The following is a 22935-nucleotide window of genomic DNA, read 5'->3' on the forward strand; positions in this document are numbered from 1 at the left end:
ACCGGAGGTAACGAGTTTATGAAAAATAAGAAGATTTCGATATTGTATGTTGACGATGAGGAGAATAACCTGTTTTCCTTTAAAGCAACATTTCGATTAAAATATAAGGTGTTTACGGCCATCAGTGGTGCCGAGGCGATAGAACTTGTCAAAAATAACCCCATTGATATCATTATCACTGATCAGCGGATGCCTGAAATGACAGGTGTAGAATTTTTGGAAGAAGTCATAAAAATTGATGCGGCTCCAATGCGCATCCTTTTAACGGGGTATGCCGATATGGCTGCAGTGGTCGATGCCGTTAATAAGGGAAAGATATTTCATTACCTAAATAAGCCTTGGAGTGAGAAGGAGCTCGATGAAACAATTCAACGTGCTTATGAAGTGTATACTGAACGGCAAAAATAATTGAAACGAATGCCCAGCTCGAAACGTCCAATGATCAATTGGAGTTTATGCTACGGCAAAAGCTGCTATCCTAAAAATGCTGTTTTTTTAGGATAGCAAACCTTATTTGCTCGGTATCCTAACTGTAAATGTTGTTCCTGTATTTGGTGCCGATTGCACATCGATTGAACCCTGTAGCTTAAGCAGAGCGTTCTGTACATTGTATAAGCCAAATCCCATTCCTTTGGCCTGGTCACTGCCTCTAAAAAATAATTGAAAATATCGCTAATATGTTCGGGCGAAATTCCAATACCATTATCCCTCACAACAATGATCGCTTGTTGATCAGATACATCAACCGATAATTTGACAAATGGATTTGCCTGCTCTTTTGCTGATATTTGAAAGCATTAGACAGCAGATTGTGCAAGATTAATTCCAGGATGGCTTTATCGCAATGAAATGGTTCTTTCTGCTCTACGCAGATATCAAATGTTACATCCTTATTTTGTGTGTACATTTTATAGAACTGTCTAACATTGTCAAAAAGCTCATCGAAATTAATTTCAGATAACATAAGTTCGCCTCTTCGCAAGAGGTAATAATCCCGTAAGCTATCGATGTAGGCGTCCAGACTGACCAATGAACTATCCATCAAGGTAAGCAACTCGTGAATGCGGTCTATACTGTTAAATTCTAGTCCTAGTTTTACCGCAGAGAGTACACCTGTCAACGGGTCACGTAAATCATGACTCACACTATAGGCAAATTTATCGAGCTCATCGTATGCCTTCTGCAATTCTTGGTTCTTTGTCTCCAATAGTGAATTTGCAACATAAAATTTATTCGCCTCTTCGATCGCAGAGATAATTTCTTCACCCATCCAGGGTTTGCGAACGAACCGAAATATATGGCCCTTATTGATCGCATCTATAACCGTATCCATGTCAGCATAAGCGGTCAATAGAATACGGATTGGCTTCGGATAATCTTTTTTGATGCGGTGGAGAAAATCTATTCCCAATTCCCCAGGCATACGCTGATCACAAAAGATCACACGGATATCTGGATTGGAAAGAAGTATTTTTTCGGCTTCGGCTGTATTTGATGCGGTATGAATAACATAGTCGTATCTAAAATTTGCTTTAAAACCAACCAAGTTATTTGCTTCATCATCAATATATAATATTTCAATCTCCGTCTGCATAATTTTTATAATCTGGTTTATCTTCCCAAAATGAACGAAATTAATGATAATTTATCGAACTATTCGGGTTTACTTTGGCATCAATTTGTTTGTTGTATGGGAATGTGTAATGTAAAAGCTGTTCCCTCCCCTACTTCTGATTCTACAATAATCTTACCATGATGTTTTGCAATGGTATTATAGGCAATAGACATACCTAATCCTGTTCCTTCACCTACATCTTTTGTCGTGAAAAAGGGCTCAAAAATTCGGTCTCTAATGCTTTCTGGGATACCAATACCATTGTCTGCTATTTTAACATAAATAGCGGATTGATCAGCTGTAAGCCCCGTTTCAATATGTAGTTTCCCTCCACTGTTGCCGCCGAATTTTTTGTCTATGGCATACACCGCGTTCGTGATAATATTCAGAAATACCTGATTCAGTTTTCCGGCATGACATTCTATTCTTGGTAGATTTCCAAGATTTTTTCTACTTCGATCGAATTGTTTATCAAACTGTTAAGTATGATCATGGTGGACGTTAGACCTTCATTGATATCCGCAAATTTTAAGGTGTCTTCGTCGATACGAGAAAAGATACGTAAACTTTTTACAATTTCAGCTGTTCGATGAGCTCCTTCGTCCATTCCTTTCAATAGATAATCGACTTCGGTCTTTAGATATCCGATATCCAAATCATCTTTAAATTTTTTGATCTGTAACTGTTTTTCGCTATCGGAAAGGTCTGTATTAAATGCAACACGTTCGACTTCGTCCAATGTTTCCCAGATCATCTTGATATCGCGCTTCAGTGGAGCGACATTGGAGGTGACAAAGTTTATCGGATTGTTAATCTCGTGGGCTACTCCTGCAGTCAACTGTCCTAAAGAAGCCATTTTTTCAGCTTCAACAAGCTGTGACTGGGCTTCTTTCAGATGTGCCAGCGTGGTCTGCAGCGATGCATTGGATTCTTTCAGTTCATGTGTTCGCTCATCTACCTTTTGTTCTAAAACCGTATTCTGCTCACGGATAAGTTGTTGATTTTCCAAAGAAATAGCCAATTCTCGTTTTTGGGACTCATCTTTTTCCTGTTTAAGTATATTGATACTGTATGCCAGACCGAATGAAAGTAAAGCCATTTCGATAACTGAAGCGATCTGTACCGAATTGCTGGTAAAATTGTTGTAGTCTAATATTCCATAGTCCTTTAACAAAAACACTACGGATCCCAATAATAGGACTGTCCAGCCATAGACAAAGTATTTCGCTGGGCTATAGCCGCTGATCATGATGCGGTAGGATAGATAGAGGACAAACAAAGAGCCTATACCGGTGGTCACTTGCATCACAAAAATGCTAACTGCGTCAGATTGATCAATGCGAGGATGGTACCAACGGCAAATAATACGATAAAGATCGTGATTATACGTTTTGATCGAGGAGCATTCTTCTCTAATTGGAGAAATGAACCCGCGAAGAGCAAGGCGCTAAGTCCAGACAAACAGCCGAAAATAATCGGACCTTTGGTCGCAAAATAGGGCCAGTTCGGCCATAAATATTGAAAACTATAGCCTTTGATACCCATTTGGGTGATCCCTGCACAAACAACATATAGGACATAATAGAGGTAGCCCTTGTCCCGGACAGAAAAAACAGAAAAAGGTTATATATCGCCATAATAAACACGATACCAATATAAATACCACTAAGGAGGCTATCGTTATTCATCTGCGCCATAAATTTGCGTTCGCTACTGAGGTAGATCGGCAATATGATTTGCTCAACACTTTTAATACGGAGAAAAAGACTTTTTCTGACTGACAGTGCAGATGAATATCAAATAAGTAATTGGGGACTTTGTATTTTCTTAGTGAGAAATTTTGGTGTTCTCCCAGTCTAATGGATTGATATGTACCATTCTCATTAGGACTATACAATTCAATCTCATCCAATAATGGATAGGCAATCTCTAAAAGAAGATCTAAATCTTGTTTGGTATTATTTTTAACAGGTAGGCGTAACCAGATGGCATCGGGGATGTCCCTAGGTTAGGCACCTCACTGTTTAGCGGTTGAAAGGCCGATGATGATGAAACTGTTGAAAAATCTGAGGTTTCGGGGCCTGTATAGCGCTCGAGCATATGGCCAATCAGCAACCGTTGCCCAGATTGATCAATAGTGAGCTGCGCACGTGATGGCAGGCATGCGAAAATAAAAAGGCAGATCAGGAAAACCAGCGCTTCATCTTTAGGATACTATTTTTTAGCTTGAGCAATTACTAAATTCATGGAGACTAAAAAACAGCCAGATTCATCCAATTGGTTCAGTGTTAGCTGGAAATCGTCGTATTCTGCTTGACTTAATTTACCCTTTTCAAACATCTCCAATAGTATTTTATCCAAAAATAAATAACGGCTAGCTTCTTCCCTAGAACGTGTTACCATATTGAATGTTTGCAGTTGAACCTGTTGAAATCCATTTGCAAGGAGATCCGTTGTCAGTTTGTTGCCTGCCCAACCGTTATTGACTTTATCTTCTGTCAAGTAATGACATATTTTAGCCTCTATATCCACATGTTGTGTATAAAAAGTCAGGCTATTCCATATTGTTTCTACAATAACCAAGGGTTGCCCTTTGCGTAATATGCGATAGACCTCCTGAAACATGTTTTGCGGAGCAGTCAGATGCTGAACAAGTCGCTCCATCCGTACGCCCGAAACGCTCTCATTCTCAAAACCAAGCTGATATACTTCGCCCTGTACGAAATTGACGTTGCTGACGCCTTTGCTCCCCGACTTGGCATGATCGATCAATACAGCGTCATGGTCAACGCCAACGACCTGTACATTGTTTCCTAACATATTTGCAAGGTTAACAGCGTCCATTCCGGTACCGCAGCCCAGATCGGCAACAACCCCTTCTTTGATTATGTTGAAAGGGCTATAGGAATGTATTTTTAGTTGCTTGAGAAAGTCTCCGGTGTCCTGTAAATAATTAGCACCATAGTGTTTAGTATCCATTACAAAATATTTAGATTACGATGATCTGCTTTGAGATCTGCCGATGTGTGTTGCAAATTTTTATGACTTCGTCAAGATCCCAACGATCTAAATTGGGAATGTCTATTTGATAGTGAATTTCAATCTCTTTATTTCGCAAGGTTTCTATCCGGACAATATTGAATTGTTTCGAAGCGAAAATATCGCTTCCTTGTTTTCTTGATCGGCTTCGGTTAACGTATCCAGATTTCTCATGATCATAACTGTTGCCAATAAATCCAATTTGGGATAGTAAAAAGTTCCATTGTTACCAACGCTGGTATCTATCCGATAACCGACACTCTCAGCCAGTTTTACTGTGTATGGAGCACATAGTGCAAACAGGGATTTGATCCCAATCTGTGTACTGATTGCTGCTCCGCCCTTGTGAGGAAGATACTACCGATGCCATAGCCTGCGATCTCACGAGAGTTCCATAGACCACAGCCTTCTCCGGTACCGTGAAGTGCGTAGTCGTATACCAAATCGTAGATACGTGCGTCCATAGCGCCTGTAGCCTGTTCTATCGGTAGTGGCTCACTCCCTCCAGCAGCATGTATCCGAACTCCTCCATATACCTTCTCACCATCAAGTGACTCTACAATAAGGACGAATGATGCCGGATTATACATCCAGTCATTTTTGGATGAAGTAACTTTCTTGACACCTATTGCTGTCAAGACATGGGCATGCCCTTCTATAAAACGTTCACAGGTTTTGGGATCGTCGATAGCACGAAATGCTCTTAGTCTAACTACCGGACGTCCTCGTTGAATAATAATGCCACCGAAATGCTCTAATTTATCGTTGAAACACAAAACTAATCAATAAAAAGCAAAGCTGTTTATAGGTTTATCAAATAAACAGCTTTATGATCTGCCTTTTACAAAAAGAGTATCTTTCAGAGAAGGGCTATGTAAAAAGAGGTTTAAACAGCGCTATAATTGCTATATCAACGTTTTATAAACTATTGTTATGGGTAGGTTATGTCTGCCATGGCAGATCTTCGATGGAATTGGGTTTTTCGGGATATGGGCTTCGTAAAACAGGGTGCTGTAATTGTTATAATTAGCTTGAAAGTCTCTGCGCGAATGAAAAATACAATATGAAATGATGAAATTTTAGTAAATTGTCGCTGATTATGATCAATTTAACGTTATGGTTAAGGCAGGGGCAACAGGTCATTCGGGGATATCTTCACTCCAGCGGTCGCTAAGTTATGCTTTTTTGCTGGGAGTATCCTGTTACCTTTTTTAATTATTTTTCAGCCTTTTGGCACTTACAATTTCGAAGATACGAGCAAGTACCTACTATTGGCCGGTTATGGGGTTATTTTCGCTTTTTCTTACCTATTGGCTTCTTTTGTATTACCTGACAGGAAGGAATGGACTATGCGAAAGGAGTTAGTACGTATGCTATTGGTATATCTATCAGCTTCAATATTGAATTTTCTGTACAATAGTTTGGTTGTTAGTCAAGTGCCCATGCAATGGATTAACTTGCTATATATGGGGCTTTATACCCTATCACTCTATGTGCCCATTGGACTGATCTATTTTTTAGCAATTATACATACAAATCGGACGAAACCCACCGTGCCAGTCTCGAACGCTGCGCCTCAGAGACTCGCCACTCTGGTGCCGACGGGTTTATCTGAACCGCTTATACCGAACTCCGTCTCTCACCCCTGTTTTTCCAGATCCTGTTTCTCTAGACGCTGTTTTGCCGATACAAGCGAACTTACTTGAACAGCGTATCTCCAATCCCACGTCTCAGAATTCAGCTTCTCCGATTCGGGTGGGTTTAACAGAGCAGCATGTTGTTGCTTCTGATGACAACGCTATTGTTTGTGTTGCCAATGGAAGCCAGTTTTTATATTTTGGTCGACAGGATTTTATATTTGCCAAATCCATGGATAATTATTGCATAGTCTATTTCTACGAAGGTAATAGGGTAAAAAAGGAGATCGTGCGTATTACGCTGGGGAAGCTAGCCGAGCTGCTGACAGGTGCAAATATCCACCGTTGTCACAGATCATATCTAGTTAACTTCGATAGAATACTGAGCAAAGAGGGCAATGCGCAAGGGTTTCTATTGCGTTTTGAAAATATGGAGGAGTATGCCTTCGTGTCCCGTTCGATGCTTCATTCGGTAAAACCCTACTTAGTGAATTAACCGGCTTAATAAACTCTAAGGTGCTGTTTGCCATTCGTCCCTAATCTTTGCTATCCACCACTTATTTTTTTCAGTCCTGAGATTGTCCTATAGTTTTGTCCAAAAAGTTATGAATCGCACAAATTTGAATTTATTTGTTTTGTTTTTGTTTTTCGGGGTTTACTTTGGTTTGGATCAATTATTATTTGCTTCTGTCCATTCCAAAATGACCAGTCTCCTTCACAACAGAACCTTGGGTCATATGTCAACCTATGGACTTAGCTTACTCCCCTGTTCATAGGAGCGCTTTTACTTCACCCAAAAGATCAGGACTCCCTGATTTCTAAATCTGGTTTGAATGGATCATTTATTTCGGGGCTAGCTATCGGTGCGCTGGCAACACTCCCGATGTTTATCGGGTATGCATTTAAGTTTTCCTTGATCAAAGAACCTGATTTCAATTCTTTGATGATTAATACTGTATCTGCTGGATTTTTTGAAGAGCTTATCTTTAGGGCTTATTTTTTTGGTCTTGTTTACCGCTATACGCGCTTGGGTTTTATACCCGCTATCCTGGCGACGTCTTTCGTATTTGCCTTACTGCATTTATATCAAAGTCAGGATCCGGTGGAATTGGCGCTCATTTTCACAACAACATTTTTAGGATCGGTATTGTTTGGCTGGTTGTATACGGAATGGAGGTTTAATCTCTGGGTTCCCATTGCTTTACATATCCTGATGAATCTGGCTTGGATGCTCTTTAATGTCGATGATACTGCAGCAGGAAACTGGTACGCAAATATTTTCCGCTTTTTGACGATCGCGATCGTTATCACATTGACAGTAATTAAAGCAAAAAGAATGCATGGTGGTCTTCAGGTGAATCGTAAGACGCTTTGGCGAAAAAGCTAAAATTATTTTGGATGAAAAAGACAATAATTGCCATGGTCGCTACTCAAATAACGATGAACCAAAGCTGCTGGCTTTTTGATATTTATACGGGGAGGTAAGAACCCTGAATACCAGTATTTTTTTCGGCACAGGAATCGCTATCTTCACCTTTATGAAAAGACTGCTATTTTTACCTCTGTGTATACTGGTCGGTGGGACTATTTCCATAGGAATGTCAGGCTGCGGTGACGGTTCGAAGAAGACGGATACCCAAAAGGGTGATTCTACTCAAATGGATTCGGTCGCAGTCAGGAATACTGCTGTAGCGGAGAAATTTCCTCCATTGCCGATCAACTATGATCAGACAAAGGTCTTGAAAAACCTCTATGTGATCGACCGTGCTGGTGTGGTGTTACGTCAGGGCGCGGATGAAAGTGCTCCGACACTTGGAAAGTATCCTTATGGTACAAAACTGGATGTAATCGCTGAAGAAGGTGAGTGGATTGCTGTGATGGATCGTGTTCAACGGGATTATAAAGGGGCTAACGGCGAAGCCAATGATGTAACACGATGGGAAAAGGTATATGTGGCAAAATCTAAATTGGGCAAACAGGATAAAATTACAATATCACCTAAGGATTTAAATATCATTGTCTCACAGACGGTGAACGGAAAAGAAAGCTATTACGAAAAAGGGCATCCTTTGGATAAATATCTTCTTGTGGAGTTGATCGATGAACAAACGTTTTTAGCGGCCCGAAATACGGCCAAAAATTATATGATCAAGGATACGCTGTCCTATACTAAAAATGGAAAGATTCTGGAATTACCGCTAGAAAATGGGAAAAAGCTGACTTTTACAGATAAAGATATTGACAATGAGCTGGAGTCTCGCTATTCGTACATGGGTCATTACGATTTTCTGAATGCCTTTGCCGTTGCGGGAAACTATTGGGAAAGTGCTGATGTACGCCTTTTTGACCGAAAGGATGGGCATCTTATCGTGGAGTGTGGTGATTATCCCTTCTTTTCTGCTGACAAAAATATTTGATGACTTTGCACGCTGATCCCTATGAATCGACAGGTGATCTGCAACTCTTCCACGTGAAACAAGGGAAAGTAATCCCGATGATTTCGGTAAGTTTTAAAGAATGGATGCCGACCTGGAAAGAGGAACTGCTATTTTGGGGTAAAGATGGACATATATATGCCGCGGCAAACCATATAAATGGGTATTGGGGAGAAGAAGGATCCTTGAGTGAAAGGTCTCAATTTATTAGAATCAAACTGCTTGAGGATTAAAATTGTCCTAAGCGAGAGTTTTGTTAATTTAATTTGCGGATACCGAGCCGTATAGGTACTATTTTCTGTTTTAAGTAAAACTATTCTGGAGTGCGCCTGTTGTATTCCATAAAATAGATTATAGTTTGTAATTTAGCTGGATGAAACTAAAAGCACTGTCATTAATTGCCGGACTATGTTGTTCATTTTCGCTTGTAAAGGCTCAGAGGAAACCTTTACAGGAACATAATAGATGGATCTGGGGACCTTCTGTGGGGTACCAATATCAGAGCGGAAATTTCCTGAAAGTTTCAGGTTGGGGCTTATTTGCACCAAACGACTTTCAGTATATGAAAATAGATGCTGGTGCCAATTTTAGCTGGATGGAAAACAAAACGACGGTAATTCCGGAAGTAGGGTTTACATATTACCTGAATGACTTTGTCCTGTTCCCATTTGTCAAAGCTGAATTGACACCCTATACCATTACTCCTAAAGTTGGAGCGAGTTTGTTTTCAATTGTCGACTTGGGTATAGGCTATGGATTCGATTATAATACAAAGAAAAATTTCAAGCCAATAGATGGTTTTACCGTATCCATAGGAGTGAATATACCATTGAATTTTCATATCTATTAAATGGCGAGTCATGCAAAATAGAAATATACTTTGGTTAGGTTGTATGGTTATTTTGCTCGCTTTTGGAAAAAAGGCAGCAGCACAAGACCATTTGATTGGCCCGACATTGAGTTACCAGTTCCAAAAAGGGAGTATCATCAAAACTGGAGCTTATTTTGCATTTCCATTTATTGGTGATAACATCTTGCGGGCAGATGCCACTGCTAACTTCACCTGGACGCAAAAGAAATTTGCGGTTATTCCAGAAGCGGCGCTAACATATTATCCGCAAAGCTATGTACTGACCCCATTTTTGCGCGCAGAAGTGACGCCTTATACGTTCACCCCTAAAGTCGGAGCTAGTCTGGCGACACTTTTGGATATTGATTTTGGATATGGTTTTTCCATCAAAGACAAAAAAGATTATCGGCCAATGAAGGGGTTTGCCGTGTCTCTGAGATTCAGTATTCCATTGAATTATAGGCTCAATATGTAACCTCTTCCACTATCTTCTTCTTTTCCTTGCTGCTAAGTGCTCGTTCGATGAATTGAGCTGGATCCTTGTATGTGATTTAAAAGCTTCCAGATAGTAAAGTGTGTTTAATCCGAGCTTATTTATCGAGCCAATTTTTGAAAGCAACAACTTTCTCCCTCGAAACGATCAGCTCGTCAGATTCATAATGCTTGAGATATATTTTTAATCTCGCATTGGAGTGTACAGCAATGTTTTTGATGGCATCAAATTGCACGATAGCACTTCGGTTGATCCGAAAGAAATCTTTGGGCGATAATTGTGGGGTTAAGGCATCCAGTGTTTGGTCGAACAGATAATTCCCATTTTCATTGGTATATAAATAGGTGCCTTTGTTTTCGCTGTAAATGCACTCGATCTGTTGGGTGGTCACAACCTTGAGGCTCTGGCCGATCCTGATGGTAAAACGTTCCTTAAATGTTTGGGTGGTATTTTTAAATAATGCCTCAAAAGTTGCTAGATCAAATGGAGAGACTGGGCGCCTAAACTGCAGAAACTTTTCAATCGCGTTTTCCAGTTCTTCATCTTCAATTGGCTTTAACAGGTAGTCGATGCTGTTTTGTTTAAATGCCCGTAACATATATTCATCATACGCTGTCGTGAAAATAATGGCCGAACTAGGTTTTATCTGCTCGAGGATCTCAAATGATATGCCATCAGCAAGTTGGATGTCCATAAAAAGTAGATCAGGTTCGTCATTTGACCTAAACCATTCAATCGATTCTTCTACGGTCTGTAGTGTGGCTGACACCGTGTAACCGAGCCCTTCCAATTTTCTTCGGAGCAGTCTCGCAGAAGGAAGTTCGTCTTCTATAATTAATATTTTCATTGCGTATTTTCGTTCTCATTGATCGTCTGATCCCTGAGTGATTTATTTATTTCGCCTTCAGGTCATCCCTGCCTGCTTACGACATTTAATTGCTACTGGTATTTCCTTTGTTTTAATTAATGGTCTCTTGGACCGGATTGATCCTTGTCATCAAATACTACTGGCATTGACTTGTTTTTGAATTAGCTGGCTTTCATGCTACTGTTTCGGCAATAATCGGCAGCCCCACAGCGAATAAATCAGCGCTTTCCTGAATGTAAACAGGTTGATCGGACAATAATGCATAACGCTCCTGGATATTTTTAAACCGATGCCAGAGTTGCTATTGAGCACTTTCTTTTTTGTAGATTGTTCTCAACATACAAATAATCGTTTTTACGATAAATCTTTAACATCAGTGGGCTCTTTAACGAAATAACATTGTGCTTCACTACATTTTCGATGAGCAATTGAAGAGAAAGCGGTAAAATAAAACCATGGATCTCGTCTTCAGAAATATGTAGATCAATCTGAATACCTGCTTCAAACCGTAGGCCCAGAAGATTCAAATAGGCTTTTGAAAACCTGAGTTCTTCCTGTAAACTAACAAGACTCTTGTCCTTGTGTTCCAGTACATAGCGGTATATCCTTGACAGGTCTGTTGTAAACAGGCTAGCCTTTTGGGATCCTCTTCAATCAGCCCATTCAGCACATTTAAGCTGTTGAATAGAAAGTGCGGATCCAATTGGTTTTTAAAGATTCGAATTGGGCTGTTATCTGTTGTTTTTCCTGCTCCGATTCTTTAATCTGATAGTCTTTGAACCTCTTATAGAAATAGAAGCCAAAAAATAGCATTGAAATAAACCAGGAGATAATCGCAAGTTGAAAGTAGTAAGCAACACGCTGCTGATTAATAAAATGATTGAAGCGCTGGAGAAAGTCTTTGGAACCAGTAGGGATAAACAGACCCGAAAGAAAAGCATTCACTAAAAAAACGACAAGTATGGTCAAGATAAAGCTGATACCATAAAAAACAACCATTTTTTTCCCAAAGTCTTTACTGTTTGGGTACTTATCCGCCACCCATTTTGATAGATAGCCATGACTCAGAAAGAGAAAAAACCCATACAATAAACCTCTGACCATATTAGGGTGTAAGATGATCGATAACAAAGGGATGTCTTTATGATCGAGTTTGGCTACAACTACAAAATAGATGGAGACAACCACACTTGCTAATATGGCCTGAATAATGGCTTTAAATGGAAATCTCTTCACAGCAATATTATTTGCACTCTTTCAGTATTTGTTCTGCCCGTTCTTTACCCCAAGAAGGAGAAAAGGGAACAGTCACTTTTTCTTCATTGAATAAAGATAGTGCTTTCTTGACATCCTCACATTCTTTACTGCTGTCCTGATTGAAATATTTTTTTGCGTTCATCTGGAATTCAGCAAGCCCCAACATCGCGCGTGGATTACTAGGTTTGATTGCCAATGCTTTTTTATACAAACCAATGATGATTGGTGATAGCTCCTTGGCTTTTGTCATGGGATCGGTTACCATTAATGCGGTTTTATTCATTGCTCGCAACACAAGCCATTCCGAGTTATTGTCCTGCGTGCTGTTATTCAGGATGTCTTCGGCAGATTCTATGTATTTTGCTTGTGTTTCTTTGTTCTTTTCCCTGAAGGCGGCTGTCGTCAGGATCATTGCCTGATAATAGGTCGGAATCAATTGTCCTTTTCGGCTTGGGCAATTCGTTCCAATACTGCAGATGCTTTCTGTATCTCTCCGGACTGCCATAAGCTCATAGCTTGCCCCATACTTTTTCGTAGTTACTTTGTGCAAATGTGCTGCTGCTTATGAAGCAGATAATGGCGATAATAAATGATTTCATGATTTTTCGTTTAGTGGTTAACATTTTTGATTCTTCTATAGCTGGTTCATATTTGTTGAACTCCAGTGAAATTGCGGATAGTTGCTTGCAATTGGGAATAATTTTGGATGAACCGGCATATTTTGATGATGAGTTGTTGATTGTTATAGATTATCCAGTTGATTGTCTTTTTCATTTTTACTTATTGTCCAGAAATAGCCCAAAAAGACAAAGCGTTTAGCTGTAGGCACAATAGCTCTACGATCATAAATACCCTGTGTATTTGGTCGGTCTGCATATTGATATCCATAGATCGGTGAAACTCCGAGGACATTGCTGACAGAGAAATGGATAATTTTTTGTTGACTGTAGAGGAATGACCAACTCATAGATAGATTATTATATCCTTTGGTGTGACCATTCATAAAAGCGGTTTGGTTCGGGTCATTGTAATTTCTTCCTGAAACAAACGAATTTGTCAAACTGAGCTGTGATCTGAGGTCTGCAAACCAGTATTTTCCAACAATAAAAAGGCTATGCTTATAAACATAAGAGGGAGTAACTGTATGGGGATAGTTCGCTTCATTTCTTTTGCTGTCTGTGTAGGAGTATGAAATCCAGTATTGAAGATTCTTTACGCTACTGGTGTTTTTGTAAAATACATCAAAGCCTTTGACCTTGCCGTTGCCATTGTTGTCATATTGACTGTCGTACCTCGCTGTTTGGCTGTTATATTTTATCAGGTTGTCGTATGTCTTATGGTAGGCTTCCAGACGCAACAGGTGTCCACCTTTCTCGTAAAAGTAATTTGCGATATAATGTCTGGCGGCTAGCCAATCCAGCTGAGGATCATATTTTAAAAATGGGCTTGGAGCTTGTTGATGAAACGTTCCATAAGCCAGCGAGAGCTGGGTATACTTGTTCAAAGCGTAGCCCAAGGACGCCCTTGGCTCGATCGTGTTCTTGTTTTGTAAATTGGAGGTAGTCCCCGCAGTCCGATCTTCCCAATAAGGTTAGGTAATAGGCCAAAAGTGGTTTCGGTAAACAGCGAAGTCATTTTGCTATGGTATCCATAGCTGTAGGCGAGTTCTTGACGATGGTATTCTTCCTTGTAATTGTTGTCAAAATATTCTATTCCCCAAATGCTTTTTATACTGTTTTTCCAGGTTTTCCTTAAGGTTCCTTTTACATGGAGGCTCTTTTCGTCGTTGGGCAGGTAAATGTCGCTGTAATGGAGCTTGTCTGTCAGATTGCCTATTCCAACGCCTGAATTGAATGCCCAGCGATTTCCTAAGTCTTGACTATAGGTGATGTTGGCGTAGCTATTGTTGGACTTCTTTTTCAATGGGATAGGCTCCTCGTAATTGATGTCGGATTGGTAAAGCCCCATATTTTCAAAATTGTACGCCCCATAAATATTTAGAAAGCCTTTTCTAAACTGATGGCGATAGATCAGTTCTCCGGAAGCGTTTTCATAGGGTTTGGTCCATTTGATGTCGGGAGTTATGATTTTTGAATAGGGCTTTAAGTTTGTATAGCTGCTGTTGAAGGTCAGTGAGTTCTTACCCCATTGTAATGTATGCCCTAGACCAAGGCCCACAGATGATAAGGAAACTTCTGTTTTGGGCTGTTCAATGGTGTTTTCTGTACTAAGGGCCAAAATGCTGGATAAGGCATTACCAAATTCAGCAGAATAACCTCCGGTAGAAAAATTGACGCCTTTAAAGAGCATTGGCGAGAACCGACCCCTGACAGGAACTTCATTTGGGGTTGCGGTATAGGGCTGTGCTACCCGTATTCCATTAATGTAAGTCTGTGTCTCGGAGGCATCTCCGCCGTGAACCATGAGACGTCCGTTTTCTCCCGCAACTTGTGCCCCGGTAATGTTGCCAAAGCACTAATGATGTTGCCCATGCTTCCTGCCGTCGTGACGATGTCCAAGGGGCTCATCACCGTGTTTTTGCCTGAGCTGTTGGCTTGAAGGACCCCTGCCTGAATACTGACCTCTTGCAATCGATTCTCACTACCCTGCAATTGAATGATCAAAAGTTCCTTATATGGTAATTCAATGAATTTGCTATACAGTGGGCGACCTACAACGGACGCTTTAATTGTCTTGGCACCCGCTCATTGGTTTCAAAAGTAAAATTTCCGAGCGAGTCTGTTGTACTCCCATCGTAGGTACCTTCTATATAAACATTGGCTAAATAGATAGGTTTACCATTTTTCTCTACTACCCTGCCTTTGAGAATAGATTGTGCGAAAACGGTGGTGGTACTTAAAAATAGTAAGGTTAATAGCAGCTTCATTTTATTGACTTTTATCCAAAAATGGAAGAGAGCAATTGCTTCCACGAAAAAGAGTGGATGAAATGTCAAAATATGATGATGAAATGTCGTATTCCGATTTTATGCTGTAAATTAATGCTTGAAATGAGAACCGATCGTGTTAAAGAGCGGTGTAAATTAAGTCACAGAAAGATGCAAATTACCATTTTAGATGACTATCAAGATGCTGTCCGACAGCTGGATTGTTTCAAAATACTTGATGGTCACGATGTTCAGATATTGAAACAATCCTATGCAGATCCGGCTCTACTAGCCGAAAAGCTTAAAAATACAGAAGCGTTGGTGCTGATTAGAGAGCGAACGAAAATCTCTGCTGATCTGCTCAGCAGACTTCCAAATCTCCAGCTCATCAGCCAAACGGGTAAGATTTCCAACCACCTTGATCTGGCGACTTGCAGTGCTTATAAAGTTGCTGTTGCAGAAAGTATGGGATCCCCGGTCGCACCTGCCGAACTGACCTGGCTATTAATTATGAATGGTTTGAGGAAGCTGCCACAAGCAATTGCAGCGATGAAAGCGGGGCAATGGCAGTCGAATATTGGTCAGTCTGTGGCAGGGAAAACCATAGGGATATGGAGCTACGGAAAGATTGGGTGCCGGGTTGCCCAGTATGCAAAGGCCTTTGGCGCGCAGGTGATTGTATGGGGTAGCGAAAATTCTCGGGAAGAGGCAGTAAAAGACGGGTTCTTAGCAGCATCAAGTAAGTCGGATTTCTTTCATTTTGCGGATGTGGTAACACTGCACCTGAGGTTGGTGCCAGAAACCAGAGCTATCGTAAAGTTGGAAGATCTGCGTTCCATGAAATCATCAGCACTATTCGTAAATACTTCGCGTGCGGAATTGGTTGAACAAGGCGCACTTTTGGATGCTTTGACCAGTGGGACACCAGGCGCAGCTGCGGTTGACGTTTACGAGTCAGAACCTATTACAGACGCCAATTATCCATTGTTGCAGCTGCCGAATGTGATTTGTACACCCCATTTGGGCTACGTTGAAGAAAATGGCTACGAACAGTTGTTTAAGTTAGCTTTTGAAAATATTGTTGCTTTTGCGCAAGGAACACCACAACATATCGCCAACCCAGAGGTTTTGAAGGACTGATGGGAATGTCTATTGACAGATGGTTCGTAAGCTAGAAATTGCCACTTGAAATGCTACCCTTTGTTTATGAGTAGATCAAAAGATTAGGAAATAAATGTTCCCGCCGCAATGGATAGATGTCAAACCAAATGTGTATTATTGATTGAAATCAAACTGTCCAAAAGGAAAAGCGCTCCCCTCGGTAATTGAAAATTTAAAGAAGCGTGTTTGGGGTTAAGAGCAGTATTAATGAAAAATGGACTGTCCTTCCTTTGTGAGGACACCCCTAAGTGTTTAAATGAAAAATTTTACGAAACTTGATCAACCGACTGGACGATCCATCTACTTGGATGGAAAGGAATCCCTTTTTTTGGAGGAACCTCCTACTTGGGCCTGGCGACGGATAATGAATATACCGAACTCTTCATCGAAGGGGTAAGACGTTATGGCGTTAATAACGGTACTTCTCGCAATAACAATGTACAGCAAGCTATATTTGACAAAGCCGAGGAATATGCGGCGCAGCGATTTGGATTTGAGTATGGATTATTGCTGTCAAGCGGTTACTTGGCGACTCAATTTGTTGTCAAAACGTTGTCGCAAGAGGGGAAATTGCTCTATGCACCAGCTAGCCATCCTTCCTTGTGGCTTGACGCAAACCCAGGTGTAGTTGGCGATTTTAGGGATTGGAGCTTCCATACTGTCGATTATATTAATAAATCCAAAGAAACATCTTTTGTTATTGTTAGCAATAGCCTGGATAACATGAAGCCTGAAAGATATGATTTTTCGGTTTTTGATGAAATTTCGGATGCTAAAAGGGTTACCCTATTGCTGGATGATTCTCACGGAATCGGTGTGCTGCATGAAAATGGCATTTCACTGTTGGAGCGTGGTTTTTTGAGAGAAAATATGGAGCTGATTGTCGTGGCCTCCTGGCAAAGGGCTTAGCGACAGACGCCGGCCTGATTTTGGCCAGCCAGAAACGGATAGAACAGCTTAAAAATCAAATTTTTATACTGGAGCCTCCCCGAGTTCCCCAGCGAGCCTTTATGCTTTTGTAAATGGAGAGCAGATCTATCGTAAGCAATTTGAGAAATTGCAGGCAAATATTCTTTATTTCGCATCGCTTTCAAAAGGATATTTAAATACCATCGCTAATTTTCCGGTCTTCTCTTCCAGTGATATTAGTCTCTATGCAAGGCTGATGGAAGCAAGTATATTGGTCTCTAGTTTCCCTTATCCCCTTCCTACGGATCCATTATTGAATAGAATTGTTGTCAATGCACACCATACTCGGGAAGATTTGGAACGTATTAGTCATGCAATTGGCATATCTTGATTTTTTTATGACATCCATTGAATCAACTTGTTGTAAATTAGGAAATTGTTGTTAATTTTGAAACTTATTTAGCGGTTTGATCGATGTGAAATCTCGTTAATTGATTGTAAATGTTTGGCTTTTGGAAGCTTATTTATCAAAAAGTGTTTAAATAATTTCCATTCCTCATTTTAAAACAATACTTTTGCATCCCCAAACATTAGTTGGCTTAAGGGTTGAAAAATAAATAATTACAGTAAAATAGATATGACTAAAGCAGAAATTATTGCAGAAATCTCTAACAAAACTGGCTTAGAGAAGGTAGATGTTCAAGAGACCGTAGAGGCGTTCTTCAAAGTTGTCAAAAACGCAATGATCGGAGGAGAAAATGTATATGTAAGAGGTTTTGGTAGCTTCGTAGTCAAAAAAGAGCTGAGAAGACTGCAAGAAACATTTCAAAAAAATACAGCAATCATTATTCCAGAGCACTTTGTTCCTAGCTTCAAGCCAGCTAAAATTTTCGTTGAGAAAGTAAAAAACGGCAATAAATAATCTTAAAATAGATTAAAATGGCAAAAACCAAACAAATAATAGTCATAGGAGCAGTAGTAGCCTTGGTTGCTGTGCTATTTGCACAGCCTATTAAAGGTTTGGTGGACAAAGAAAAACAAACTGCTGCAGCATCTGAATCGAAACCTTCCAATGAAGTAAACTTGGAAAATATCTCTTCGATGACAAAACAAGGTTTAGATGCTAGTTTAGTCAAAGAAATTTCCGATATTGAGGCCCAAGTTGCAAAAGCTTCTGGTGAAGATAAGATAAAGCTGTTGCAACAGTTGGCAAATAAGTGGGACGATGTCGCAAAACCAGCCCCTCAGGCATTTGTGTATGAGGAAATGGCAAAGGTTTCTCCTCAATTTGAATATTGGTTGAAAGCGGGTAATGCTTATCGTGCTGCTTATACTAATTTGCAAGATTCTACTTTAGCTCAAGCTCTTAATCAGAATGCGATTCATGCGTATGAGGCGGCGTTAAAAGCTAATTCAAGTAGTCTTGATGCAAAAACAGGATTAGGTGCCGCAATGGTATCAGGAACAAACAATCCAATGGCAGGTATTGCGCTATTGCGTGAAGTTGTTGCTGCTGATCCGAAAACTTAGAAGCGAATAAAACTTTGGGATTGTTTTCATTACAGTCCCGTCAGTTTGACAAAGCCATCGAGCGTTTTAAGACCGTTATCGATCAAAAACCCGATGCAGAGTCATACTTTTACTTAGCCACAGGCTATGAAAATATTGGGATGAAAAAGGAGGCCGTGACTGCTTTTCAAAAAGTAAAGAGCTGGCAGCTGATCCGTCCCTATCACAATTCATCGACCGCAAGATCGGGGAATTGAGCAAGTAATTAATTTATTATTTTATAATCATTAAAAAATTTAGCTATGCCAAGCGGAAAAAAAGAAAAAGACACAAGATGGCTACTCACAAACGTAAAAAACGTTTAAGAAAAAATAGACACAAGAAAAAATAGTCTTGTGTTAAGCTTTTAAACATCTTGGCCCATTTTGCTGAGATAGCTTTACGAAACGATCTACATGTCTTTATGGGTGTGTAGATTGTTTTTTTCGTAACAACGTTCTTTAAATGTTTAATCGGATACCAAAAATTGCGATAGGATATTGCATAGGTATCAAAAATGAGTAGCTTTTGGTAAAGGAATTAATTATCGATTCAACTCCTGATAAAGGGGTAACTATTGCTTTACTACAAGACAAGCAGCTTGTTGAACTTAACCGCGAGCCCGCAAATAACAATTTCGCTGTCGGAGATATTTATCTTGGACGAATCAAGCGGATTATGCCGGGGCTGAATGCGGCTTTCGTAGATGTAGGCTACGAAAAGGATGCTTTTCTACATTATCTAGATTTGGGTCCACAAGTTCAATCTTTGCTAAAGCTTACGCGTATAGTAAAGAATGGCAGTTATCAAGAGAAACTGCTCAATAGTTTAAAACTTGAAAAGGATATCGATAAAGCTGGTAAGATCTCTGATGTCTTGAGCAAAAATATGCTCGTGCCAGTACAAATCGCCAAAGAACCCATCTCAACAAAGGGACCTCGTCTGAGCTCAGACCTTTCAATTGCAGGTCGTTTTGTCGTTTTGGTACCTTTCTCAAGTACTGTTTCCATTTCCAAGCGTATCAAAGGTAGTAACGAGCGCAACCGCCTCAAAAAGATTGTCGAAGGGATTAAGCCAGCTAATTTTGGGGTAATCATCCGTACAGTCTCTGAAGGAAAGGGTGTCGAAGAACTACAGCGAGACTTATTGGACCTGATCTCAAAATGGGAGCTATTTACCAAACGTCTTCGTAATGCTGAACCACCGCAAAAGGTTCTCGGCGAAATGGATCGTGCATCCACTATTCTACGGGATATCCTAACGGATGAGTTTTCGCATATTTATGTTAATGATCCTTCGATCTTCGAAGAAACAAAATCATATATACACGATATATCTCCAGATCTGGAGAAAATTGTAAAACTTTACAAACATAAAGAACCAATTTTCGACCATTTCGGAGTTGAAAAGCAAATCAAGGCAGCTTTTGGCAAGACCGTTACATTGCCGGGTGGTGCGTATCTCGTTATCGAGCATACCGAAGCTCTACATGTAATTGATGTCAATAGCGGTAACCGTTCTGCCAATAAGGAGAATCAGGAAGATAATGCATTGCTGGTCAATATGGAAGCAGCAAAAGAAATCGCGCGGCAACTGCGTTTGCGTGATATGGGGGAATTGTAGTCATCGATTTTATCGATATGCACAAACCCAATCATCGAAAAGAGTTGTATACGTTCTTAAAAGAATGTATGGTGTCGGACAGAGCGAGACATACGATTTTGCCACCAAGTAAATTTGGTTTAGTGCAGATCACCCGTCAACGTGTAAGACCTGAAATGAATATTGTCACAAACGAGAAATGTCCTGCTTGTGATGGTACAGGTGAAATCCGATCAAGTATTGTCCTGATGGATGATATTGAGAATAATTTGAGTTTTATTCTTCAAGAACAGAATGAGAAAAAGGTGACCTTATGTGTTCACCCATACATAGACGCTTACATTAAGTCTGGTTTGATTTCTAAAAGAATGAAATGGTTTATGAAGTACGGTAAATGGATTAAAGTAAATCCAATGACGTCATATTACCTAACTGAATTCCACTTCTTCAATGCGAAAGATGAGGAAATCAAGTTATAATAGAAAGAGATTAACGAAAAGGGTTAGTAGCAATACTAGCCCTTTTTGTTTATATCCAATGGATCTTGATCCCATCTTTTCCATTTTCCGGAAGTAAGTCATTTGACGTTTAGCATATCGATGTATTTCTGTTTCTAACTTTGTGAAGAAGGTTGAGTAATCCAGCTGTCCAAGTAGATAAAAAGACGCATATTTATACTCTAACCCATAATATTGTAGTTGGTCATGGGAAATTCCGTCGGCTAATAGTTGTTCGACTTCTTGTAGAAAACCGTTTTCTATTCGCTCATTCAGTCTCTTACTGATGCTTGATCTTCTTTTTTCAAGAGCTGGATTTAGTCCAATGACAAGAGCGTCAGGCGCTTGCTGTTCGGGTTTGAAATCTGTTTTGTCTGAGAAACTCCAGTATTTCGATGGCGCGGATGATACGTTTATTGGTAGAATGATCAATTTGAAAGTCTTGGGGACATGTATAAGAGCTTATCCGTTCCATTAATGCTGATTCAGTCTGTTCCGAAAGCGCTTCTTTGAATCCTTCGATGCTCGGAATCAATGCATAGGGCGCCCGTTGGATAACGCTTTGCAAGTATAAACCCGTCCCACCGCATAAGATTGTATGTTTACCTTTGTTTAAAATGGATCGATAGGCCTGATTGAAATCAGTGATAAAATTTCCAAGATTGTATTTCGCGCCCGGTTCTTGTATATCGATAAGATGATAGGGAATGTCCTGATATTCAGTGAGGTCTTTTCCTGTGCCGATATCCATGCGTCTGTAAATTTGACGGGAATCCGCACTGATAATTTCGGCATCAATTTGTTGGGCAAGCTGTACTGCCACTTTGGTTTTTCCAGAGGCTGTTGGGCCTAGAATAACGATTACTTTCTCTTTTGGAACAGGTGTCCGCTCCAAAAGAGAAAGTATATGTTCTAATCTGTCTATCACACGACAAATTTAGTCCATTTTTCTGTTCCTTCGTTATTTTTTACAACAGTATCAATAAAAGTCATACCTCTTACACCATCGTAAACAGTTGGAAAATCTTGTTGTTCAGCCGTTGGGGTTCTGCCTTCTTTTTGCAGTGACAGTCAAGGTAAAGTTGCGGTAAATGTTCGCAAACGACTCAATAAGCCTTCTGGATGACCTGCAGGAATACGCGTATTATGTGTAGCAAAAGAACTCAAAGTATATGGAGCTGCATAAGCATTTCCTGTACGGTATAATTGACGAGGTTGATCGAGCATTTTGATGATCAGGTTGTTCGGATCTTCATTGGCCCACTCTAACCCTCCTTTTTCACCATAAATACGGATACGGACTGCATTCTCCTCTCCTGCTGAGATCTGTGATGCCATCAATACTCCTTTTGCACCATTTTCGAAACGTAACAATACCGATCCATCATCATCCAATAGACGGCCTTCAACAAATGTTGTCAAATCAGCACATAATTCTTCGATTTTTAATCCTGAAACATATTCTGCAAGATGAGCCGCATGGGTACCGATATCTCCCATTACCAAAGATTTGCCTGAGCGTTTTGGGTCCGCACGCCAAGCAGCACCTGCATTGCCCTCACGTTCGGTTAAACGGCTTAACCATCCTTGTGGATATTCAACAATAATTTTTCTTATTTTACCAAAGTGGCCTTCTTTTACCATCGCTTTGGCTTGTTTTACCATCGGGTAACCCGAATAGGTATGTGTCAAACATAGTGTACGGCCTGTGCGCTCTACAGTCTCCTGCAATTCTTTTGCCTCTTCAACAGATACTGTCATAGGTTTTTCAACGACAACATCGAAACCATTTTCCAAGGCTAATTTAGCTGGAGCAAAGTGTAGAAAATTGGGAGTAACAATCGTTACAAAATCCATGCGTTCGCCATCAGGAAGCAAAGATTCTTTCTCGATCATCTCTTCGTAGTTTAGATAGACGCGCTCTGGGGCTACAAATAAGTCTTCTCCAGATTGTTTTGAAATCTGTGGATCGATGCTAAATGCACCACAAACCAACTCAATCTTGCCATCCATAAAAGCAGCGATGCGGTGTACGGCTCCAATAAAGGCATCATTTCCGCCTCCGACCATACCCATGCGAAGTTTTCTCTTCATAACGTTATTATTTTTGATTATTTATTTTTTTCAAACTAATACA

Annotated in this window: 28 protein-coding genes and 4 pseudogenes; 14 read left to right on the top strand and 18 right to left on the bottom strand. The window is 40.2% G+C overall.

The window, feature by feature from the left end:
- Window positions 1–18 precede the first annotated feature (18 nt).
- Entirely contained in the window at window positions 19–408 is a 390-nt protein-coding gene (locus KUH03_RS20300) for a response regulator (RefSeq protein ID WP_306429668.1), read from the top strand.
- 102 nt (window positions 409–510) lie between these two features.
- On the opposite strand, the gene KUH03_RS20305 is transcribed toward KUH03_RS20300, so the two are convergent.
- From KUH03_RS20305 to KUH03_RS20340, 8 genes and pseudogenes are all read right to left on the bottom strand, one after another.
- A complete protein-coding gene (locus tag KUH03_RS20305; RefSeq protein WP_257096122.1) occupies window positions 511–627 on the bottom strand; it encodes an ATP-binding protein in 117 nt (38 codons plus the stop codon).
- Between the two features lie 82 nt (window positions 628–709).
- Window positions 710–1594 carry a hybrid sensor histidine kinase/response regulator gene (locus tag KUH03_RS20310; RefSeq protein WP_257096123.1) on the bottom strand — a complete coding sequence of 295 codons (885 nt, stop codon included), beginning with the start codon at window positions 1592–1594 and terminating at the stop codon, window positions 710–712.
- A gap of 80 nt (window positions 1595–1674) precedes the next feature.
- Window positions 1675–1983 carry a sensor histidine kinase gene (locus KUH03_RS20315; protein WP_257096128.1) on the bottom strand — a complete coding sequence of 103 codons (309 nt, stop codon included), beginning with the start codon at window positions 1981–1983 and terminating at the stop codon, window positions 1675–1677.
- A gap of 53 nt (window positions 1984–2036) precedes the next feature.
- Entirely contained in the window at window positions 2037–2921 is an 885-nt protein-coding gene (locus KUH03_RS20320; protein ID WP_257097159.1) for a 7TM diverse intracellular signaling domain-containing protein, read from the bottom strand.
- Window positions 2921–3172 (bottom strand): annotated as a pseudogene (locus KUH03_RS20325) (7TM diverse intracellular signaling domain-containing protein); the annotation flags it as partial. The gene KUH03_RS20320 and the pseudogene KUH03_RS20325, both read right to left, overlap by 1 nt.
- 127 nt (window positions 3173–3299) lie before the next feature.
- Entirely contained in the window at window positions 3300–3614 is a 315-nt protein-coding gene (locus tag KUH03_RS20330) for a 7TM-DISM domain-containing protein (RefSeq protein ID WP_306429773.1), read from the bottom strand.
- A 215-nt stretch (window positions 3615–3829) separates the two neighbouring features.
- Complete coding sequence (locus tag KUH03_RS20335) at window positions 3830–4594, bottom strand: methyltransferase domain-containing protein (protein WP_257096130.1); 765 nt, start codon at window positions 4592–4594, stop codon at window positions 3830–3832.
- Between the two features lie 332 nt (window positions 4595–4926).
- Window positions 4927–5430 (bottom strand): hypothetical protein, encoded by a 504-nt coding sequence (locus KUH03_RS20340; RefSeq protein WP_257096131.1) that lies wholly within the window; start codon window positions 5428–5430, stop codon window positions 4927–4929.
- Between the two features lie 904 nt (window positions 5431–6334).
- Here KUH03_RS20340 and KUH03_RS20345 point away from each other — a divergent pair.
- The 6 genes from KUH03_RS20345 to KUH03_RS20370 all read left to right on the top strand — a co-directional run bounded on the left by KUH03_RS20345 (window position 6335) and on the right by KUH03_RS20370 (window position 10051).
- Entirely contained in the window at window positions 6335–6787 is a 453-nt protein-coding gene (locus KUH03_RS20345; protein WP_257096133.1) for a LytTR family DNA-binding domain-containing protein, read from the top strand.
- Window positions 6788–7120: 333 nt separating this feature from the next.
- A complete protein-coding gene (locus KUH03_RS20350; protein ID WP_257096135.1) occupies window positions 7121–7678 on the top strand; it encodes a CPBP family intramembrane glutamic endopeptidase in 558 nt (185 codons plus the stop codon).
- A gap of 151 nt (window positions 7679–7829) precedes the next feature.
- Window positions 7830–8708, top strand: coding sequence for a hypothetical protein (locus KUH03_RS20355; RefSeq protein WP_257096136.1), 879 nt, complete (start codon window positions 7830–7832; stop codon window positions 8706–8708).
- Window positions 8708–8959 (top strand): hypothetical protein, encoded by a 252-nt coding sequence (locus KUH03_RS20360; RefSeq protein ID WP_257096137.1) that lies wholly within the window; start codon window positions 8708–8710, stop codon window positions 8957–8959. Before KUH03_RS20355 ends, KUH03_RS20360 begins: the two co-directional genes overlap by 1 nt.
- Window positions 8960–9099: 140 nt before the next feature.
- The gene (locus KUH03_RS20365; protein WP_257096138.1) at window positions 9100–9576 is read left to right on the top strand and encodes a hypothetical protein; all 477 of its coding nucleotides are present in this window, start codon (window positions 9100–9102) and stop codon (window positions 9574–9576) included.
- Between the two features lie 10 nt (window positions 9577–9586).
- Window positions 9587–10051: a hypothetical protein gene (locus KUH03_RS20370; RefSeq protein ID WP_257096139.1), complete on the top strand. Its 465-nt coding sequence runs from the start codon at window positions 9587–9589 to the stop codon at window positions 10049–10051.
- 115 nt (window positions 10052–10166) lie between these two features.
- On the opposite strand, the gene KUH03_RS20375 is transcribed toward KUH03_RS20370, so the two are convergent.
- From KUH03_RS20375 to KUH03_RS20400, 7 genes and pseudogenes are all read right to left on the bottom strand, one after another.
- Complete coding sequence (locus tag KUH03_RS20375; RefSeq protein ID WP_257096140.1) at window positions 10167–10916, bottom strand: LytTR family DNA-binding domain-containing protein; 750 nt, start codon at window positions 10914–10916, stop codon at window positions 10167–10169.
- Window positions 10917–11218: 302 nt separating this feature from the next.
- Window positions 11219–11607: pseudogene (locus KUH03_RS48870) on the bottom strand (histidine kinase).
- A gap of 2 nt (window positions 11608–11609) precedes the next feature.
- The gene (locus tag KUH03_RS20380; RefSeq protein ID WP_257096141.1) at window positions 11610–12173 is read right to left on the bottom strand and encodes a hypothetical protein; all 564 of its coding nucleotides are present in this window, start codon (window positions 12171–12173) and stop codon (window positions 11610–11612) included.
- Between the two features lie 7 nt (window positions 12174–12180).
- Window positions 12181–12744 (bottom strand): tetratricopeptide repeat protein, encoded by a 564-nt coding sequence (locus tag KUH03_RS20385; protein WP_257096142.1) that lies wholly within the window; start codon window positions 12742–12744, stop codon window positions 12181–12183.
- 192 nt (window positions 12745–12936) lie between these two features.
- Window positions 12937–13698 (bottom strand): hypothetical protein, encoded by a 762-nt coding sequence (locus KUH03_RS20390; protein ID WP_257096143.1) that lies wholly within the window; start codon window positions 13696–13698, stop codon window positions 12937–12939.
- Window positions 13695–14618, bottom strand: a complete 924-nt coding sequence (locus KUH03_RS20395) for a hypothetical protein (protein ID WP_257096144.1) — start codon at window positions 14616–14618, stop codon at window positions 13695–13697. The genes KUH03_RS20390 and KUH03_RS20395 overlap by 4 nt, the downstream gene beginning before the upstream one ends.
- A 247-nt stretch (window positions 14619–14865) precedes the next feature.
- Window positions 14866–15081, bottom strand: coding sequence for a carboxypeptidase-like regulatory domain-containing protein (locus tag KUH03_RS20400; protein ID WP_257096145.1), 216 nt, complete (start codon window positions 15079–15081; stop codon window positions 14866–14868).
- 21 nt (window positions 15082–15102) lie between these two features.
- Here KUH03_RS20400 and KUH03_RS20405 point away from each other — a divergent pair, with 21 nt between their 5' ends.
- From KUH03_RS20405 to KUH03_RS20440, 7 genes and pseudogenes are all read left to right on the top strand, one after another.
- A complete protein-coding gene (locus tag KUH03_RS20405) occupies window positions 15103–16221 on the top strand; it encodes a D-2-hydroxyacid dehydrogenase family protein (RefSeq protein WP_257096146.1) in 1119 nt (372 codons plus the stop codon).
- Between the two features lie 366 nt (window positions 16222–16587).
- The gene (locus tag KUH03_RS20410) at window positions 16588–17151 is read left to right on the top strand and encodes a hypothetical protein (RefSeq protein ID WP_257096147.1); all 564 of its coding nucleotides are present in this window, start codon (window positions 16588–16590) and stop codon (window positions 17149–17151) included.
- Between the two features lie 148 nt (window positions 17152–17299).
- On the top strand, window positions 17300–17542 hold the full coding sequence (locus KUH03_RS20415; protein ID WP_257096148.1) for a hypothetical protein: 243 nt from the start codon (window positions 17300–17302) through the stop codon (window positions 17540–17542).
- Window positions 17543–17788: 246 nt separating this feature from the next.
- Window positions 17789–18073: an HU family DNA-binding protein gene (locus KUH03_RS20420; RefSeq protein ID WP_257096149.1), complete on the top strand. Its 285-nt coding sequence runs from the start codon at window positions 17789–17791 to the stop codon at window positions 18071–18073.
- Window positions 18074–18090: 17 nt separating this feature from the next.
- Complete coding sequence (locus KUH03_RS20425; protein ID WP_257096150.1) at window positions 18091–18681, top strand: hypothetical protein; 591 nt, start codon at window positions 18091–18093, stop codon at window positions 18679–18681.
- Window positions 18682–18701: 20 nt separating this feature from the next.
- On the top strand, window positions 18702–18917 hold the full coding sequence (locus KUH03_RS20430; RefSeq protein ID WP_257096151.1) for a tol-pal system YbgF family protein: 216 nt from the start codon (window positions 18702–18704) through the stop codon (window positions 18915–18917).
- Window positions 18918–19227: 310 nt separating this feature from the next.
- A pseudogene (locus KUH03_RS20440) lies at window positions 19228–20780 on the top strand (ribonuclease E/G).
- Here KUH03_RS20440 and KUH03_RS20445 read toward each other — a convergent pair.
- From KUH03_RS20445 to KUH03_RS20455, 3 genes and pseudogenes are all read right to left on the bottom strand, one after another.
- Window positions 20775–21230: a tRNA dimethylallyltransferase gene (locus KUH03_RS20445; protein WP_257096152.1), complete on the bottom strand. Its 456-nt coding sequence runs from the start codon at window positions 21228–21230 to the stop codon at window positions 20775–20777. The pseudogene KUH03_RS20440 and the gene KUH03_RS20445 overlap by 6 nt on opposite strands.
- Window positions 21136–21726, bottom strand: a complete 591-nt coding sequence (locus tag KUH03_RS20450; protein WP_257096153.1) for a tRNA (adenosine(37)-N6)-dimethylallyltransferase MiaA — start codon at window positions 21724–21726, stop codon at window positions 21136–21138. Before KUH03_RS20450 ends, KUH03_RS20445 begins: the two co-directional genes overlap by 95 nt.
- Window positions 21723–22892, bottom strand: a pseudogene (locus KUH03_RS20455) (Gfo/Idh/MocA family protein). Before KUH03_RS20455 ends, KUH03_RS20450 begins: the two are co-directional and overlap by 4 nt.
- Window positions 22893–22935 lie beyond the last annotated feature (43 nt).

It is taken from the genome of Sphingobacterium sp. E70, from assembly GCF_019285695.1.
In the GTDB taxonomy this organism is placed as follows: domain Bacteria; phylum Bacteroidota; class Bacteroidia; order Sphingobacteriales; family Sphingobacteriaceae; genus Sphingobacterium; species Sphingobacterium detergens.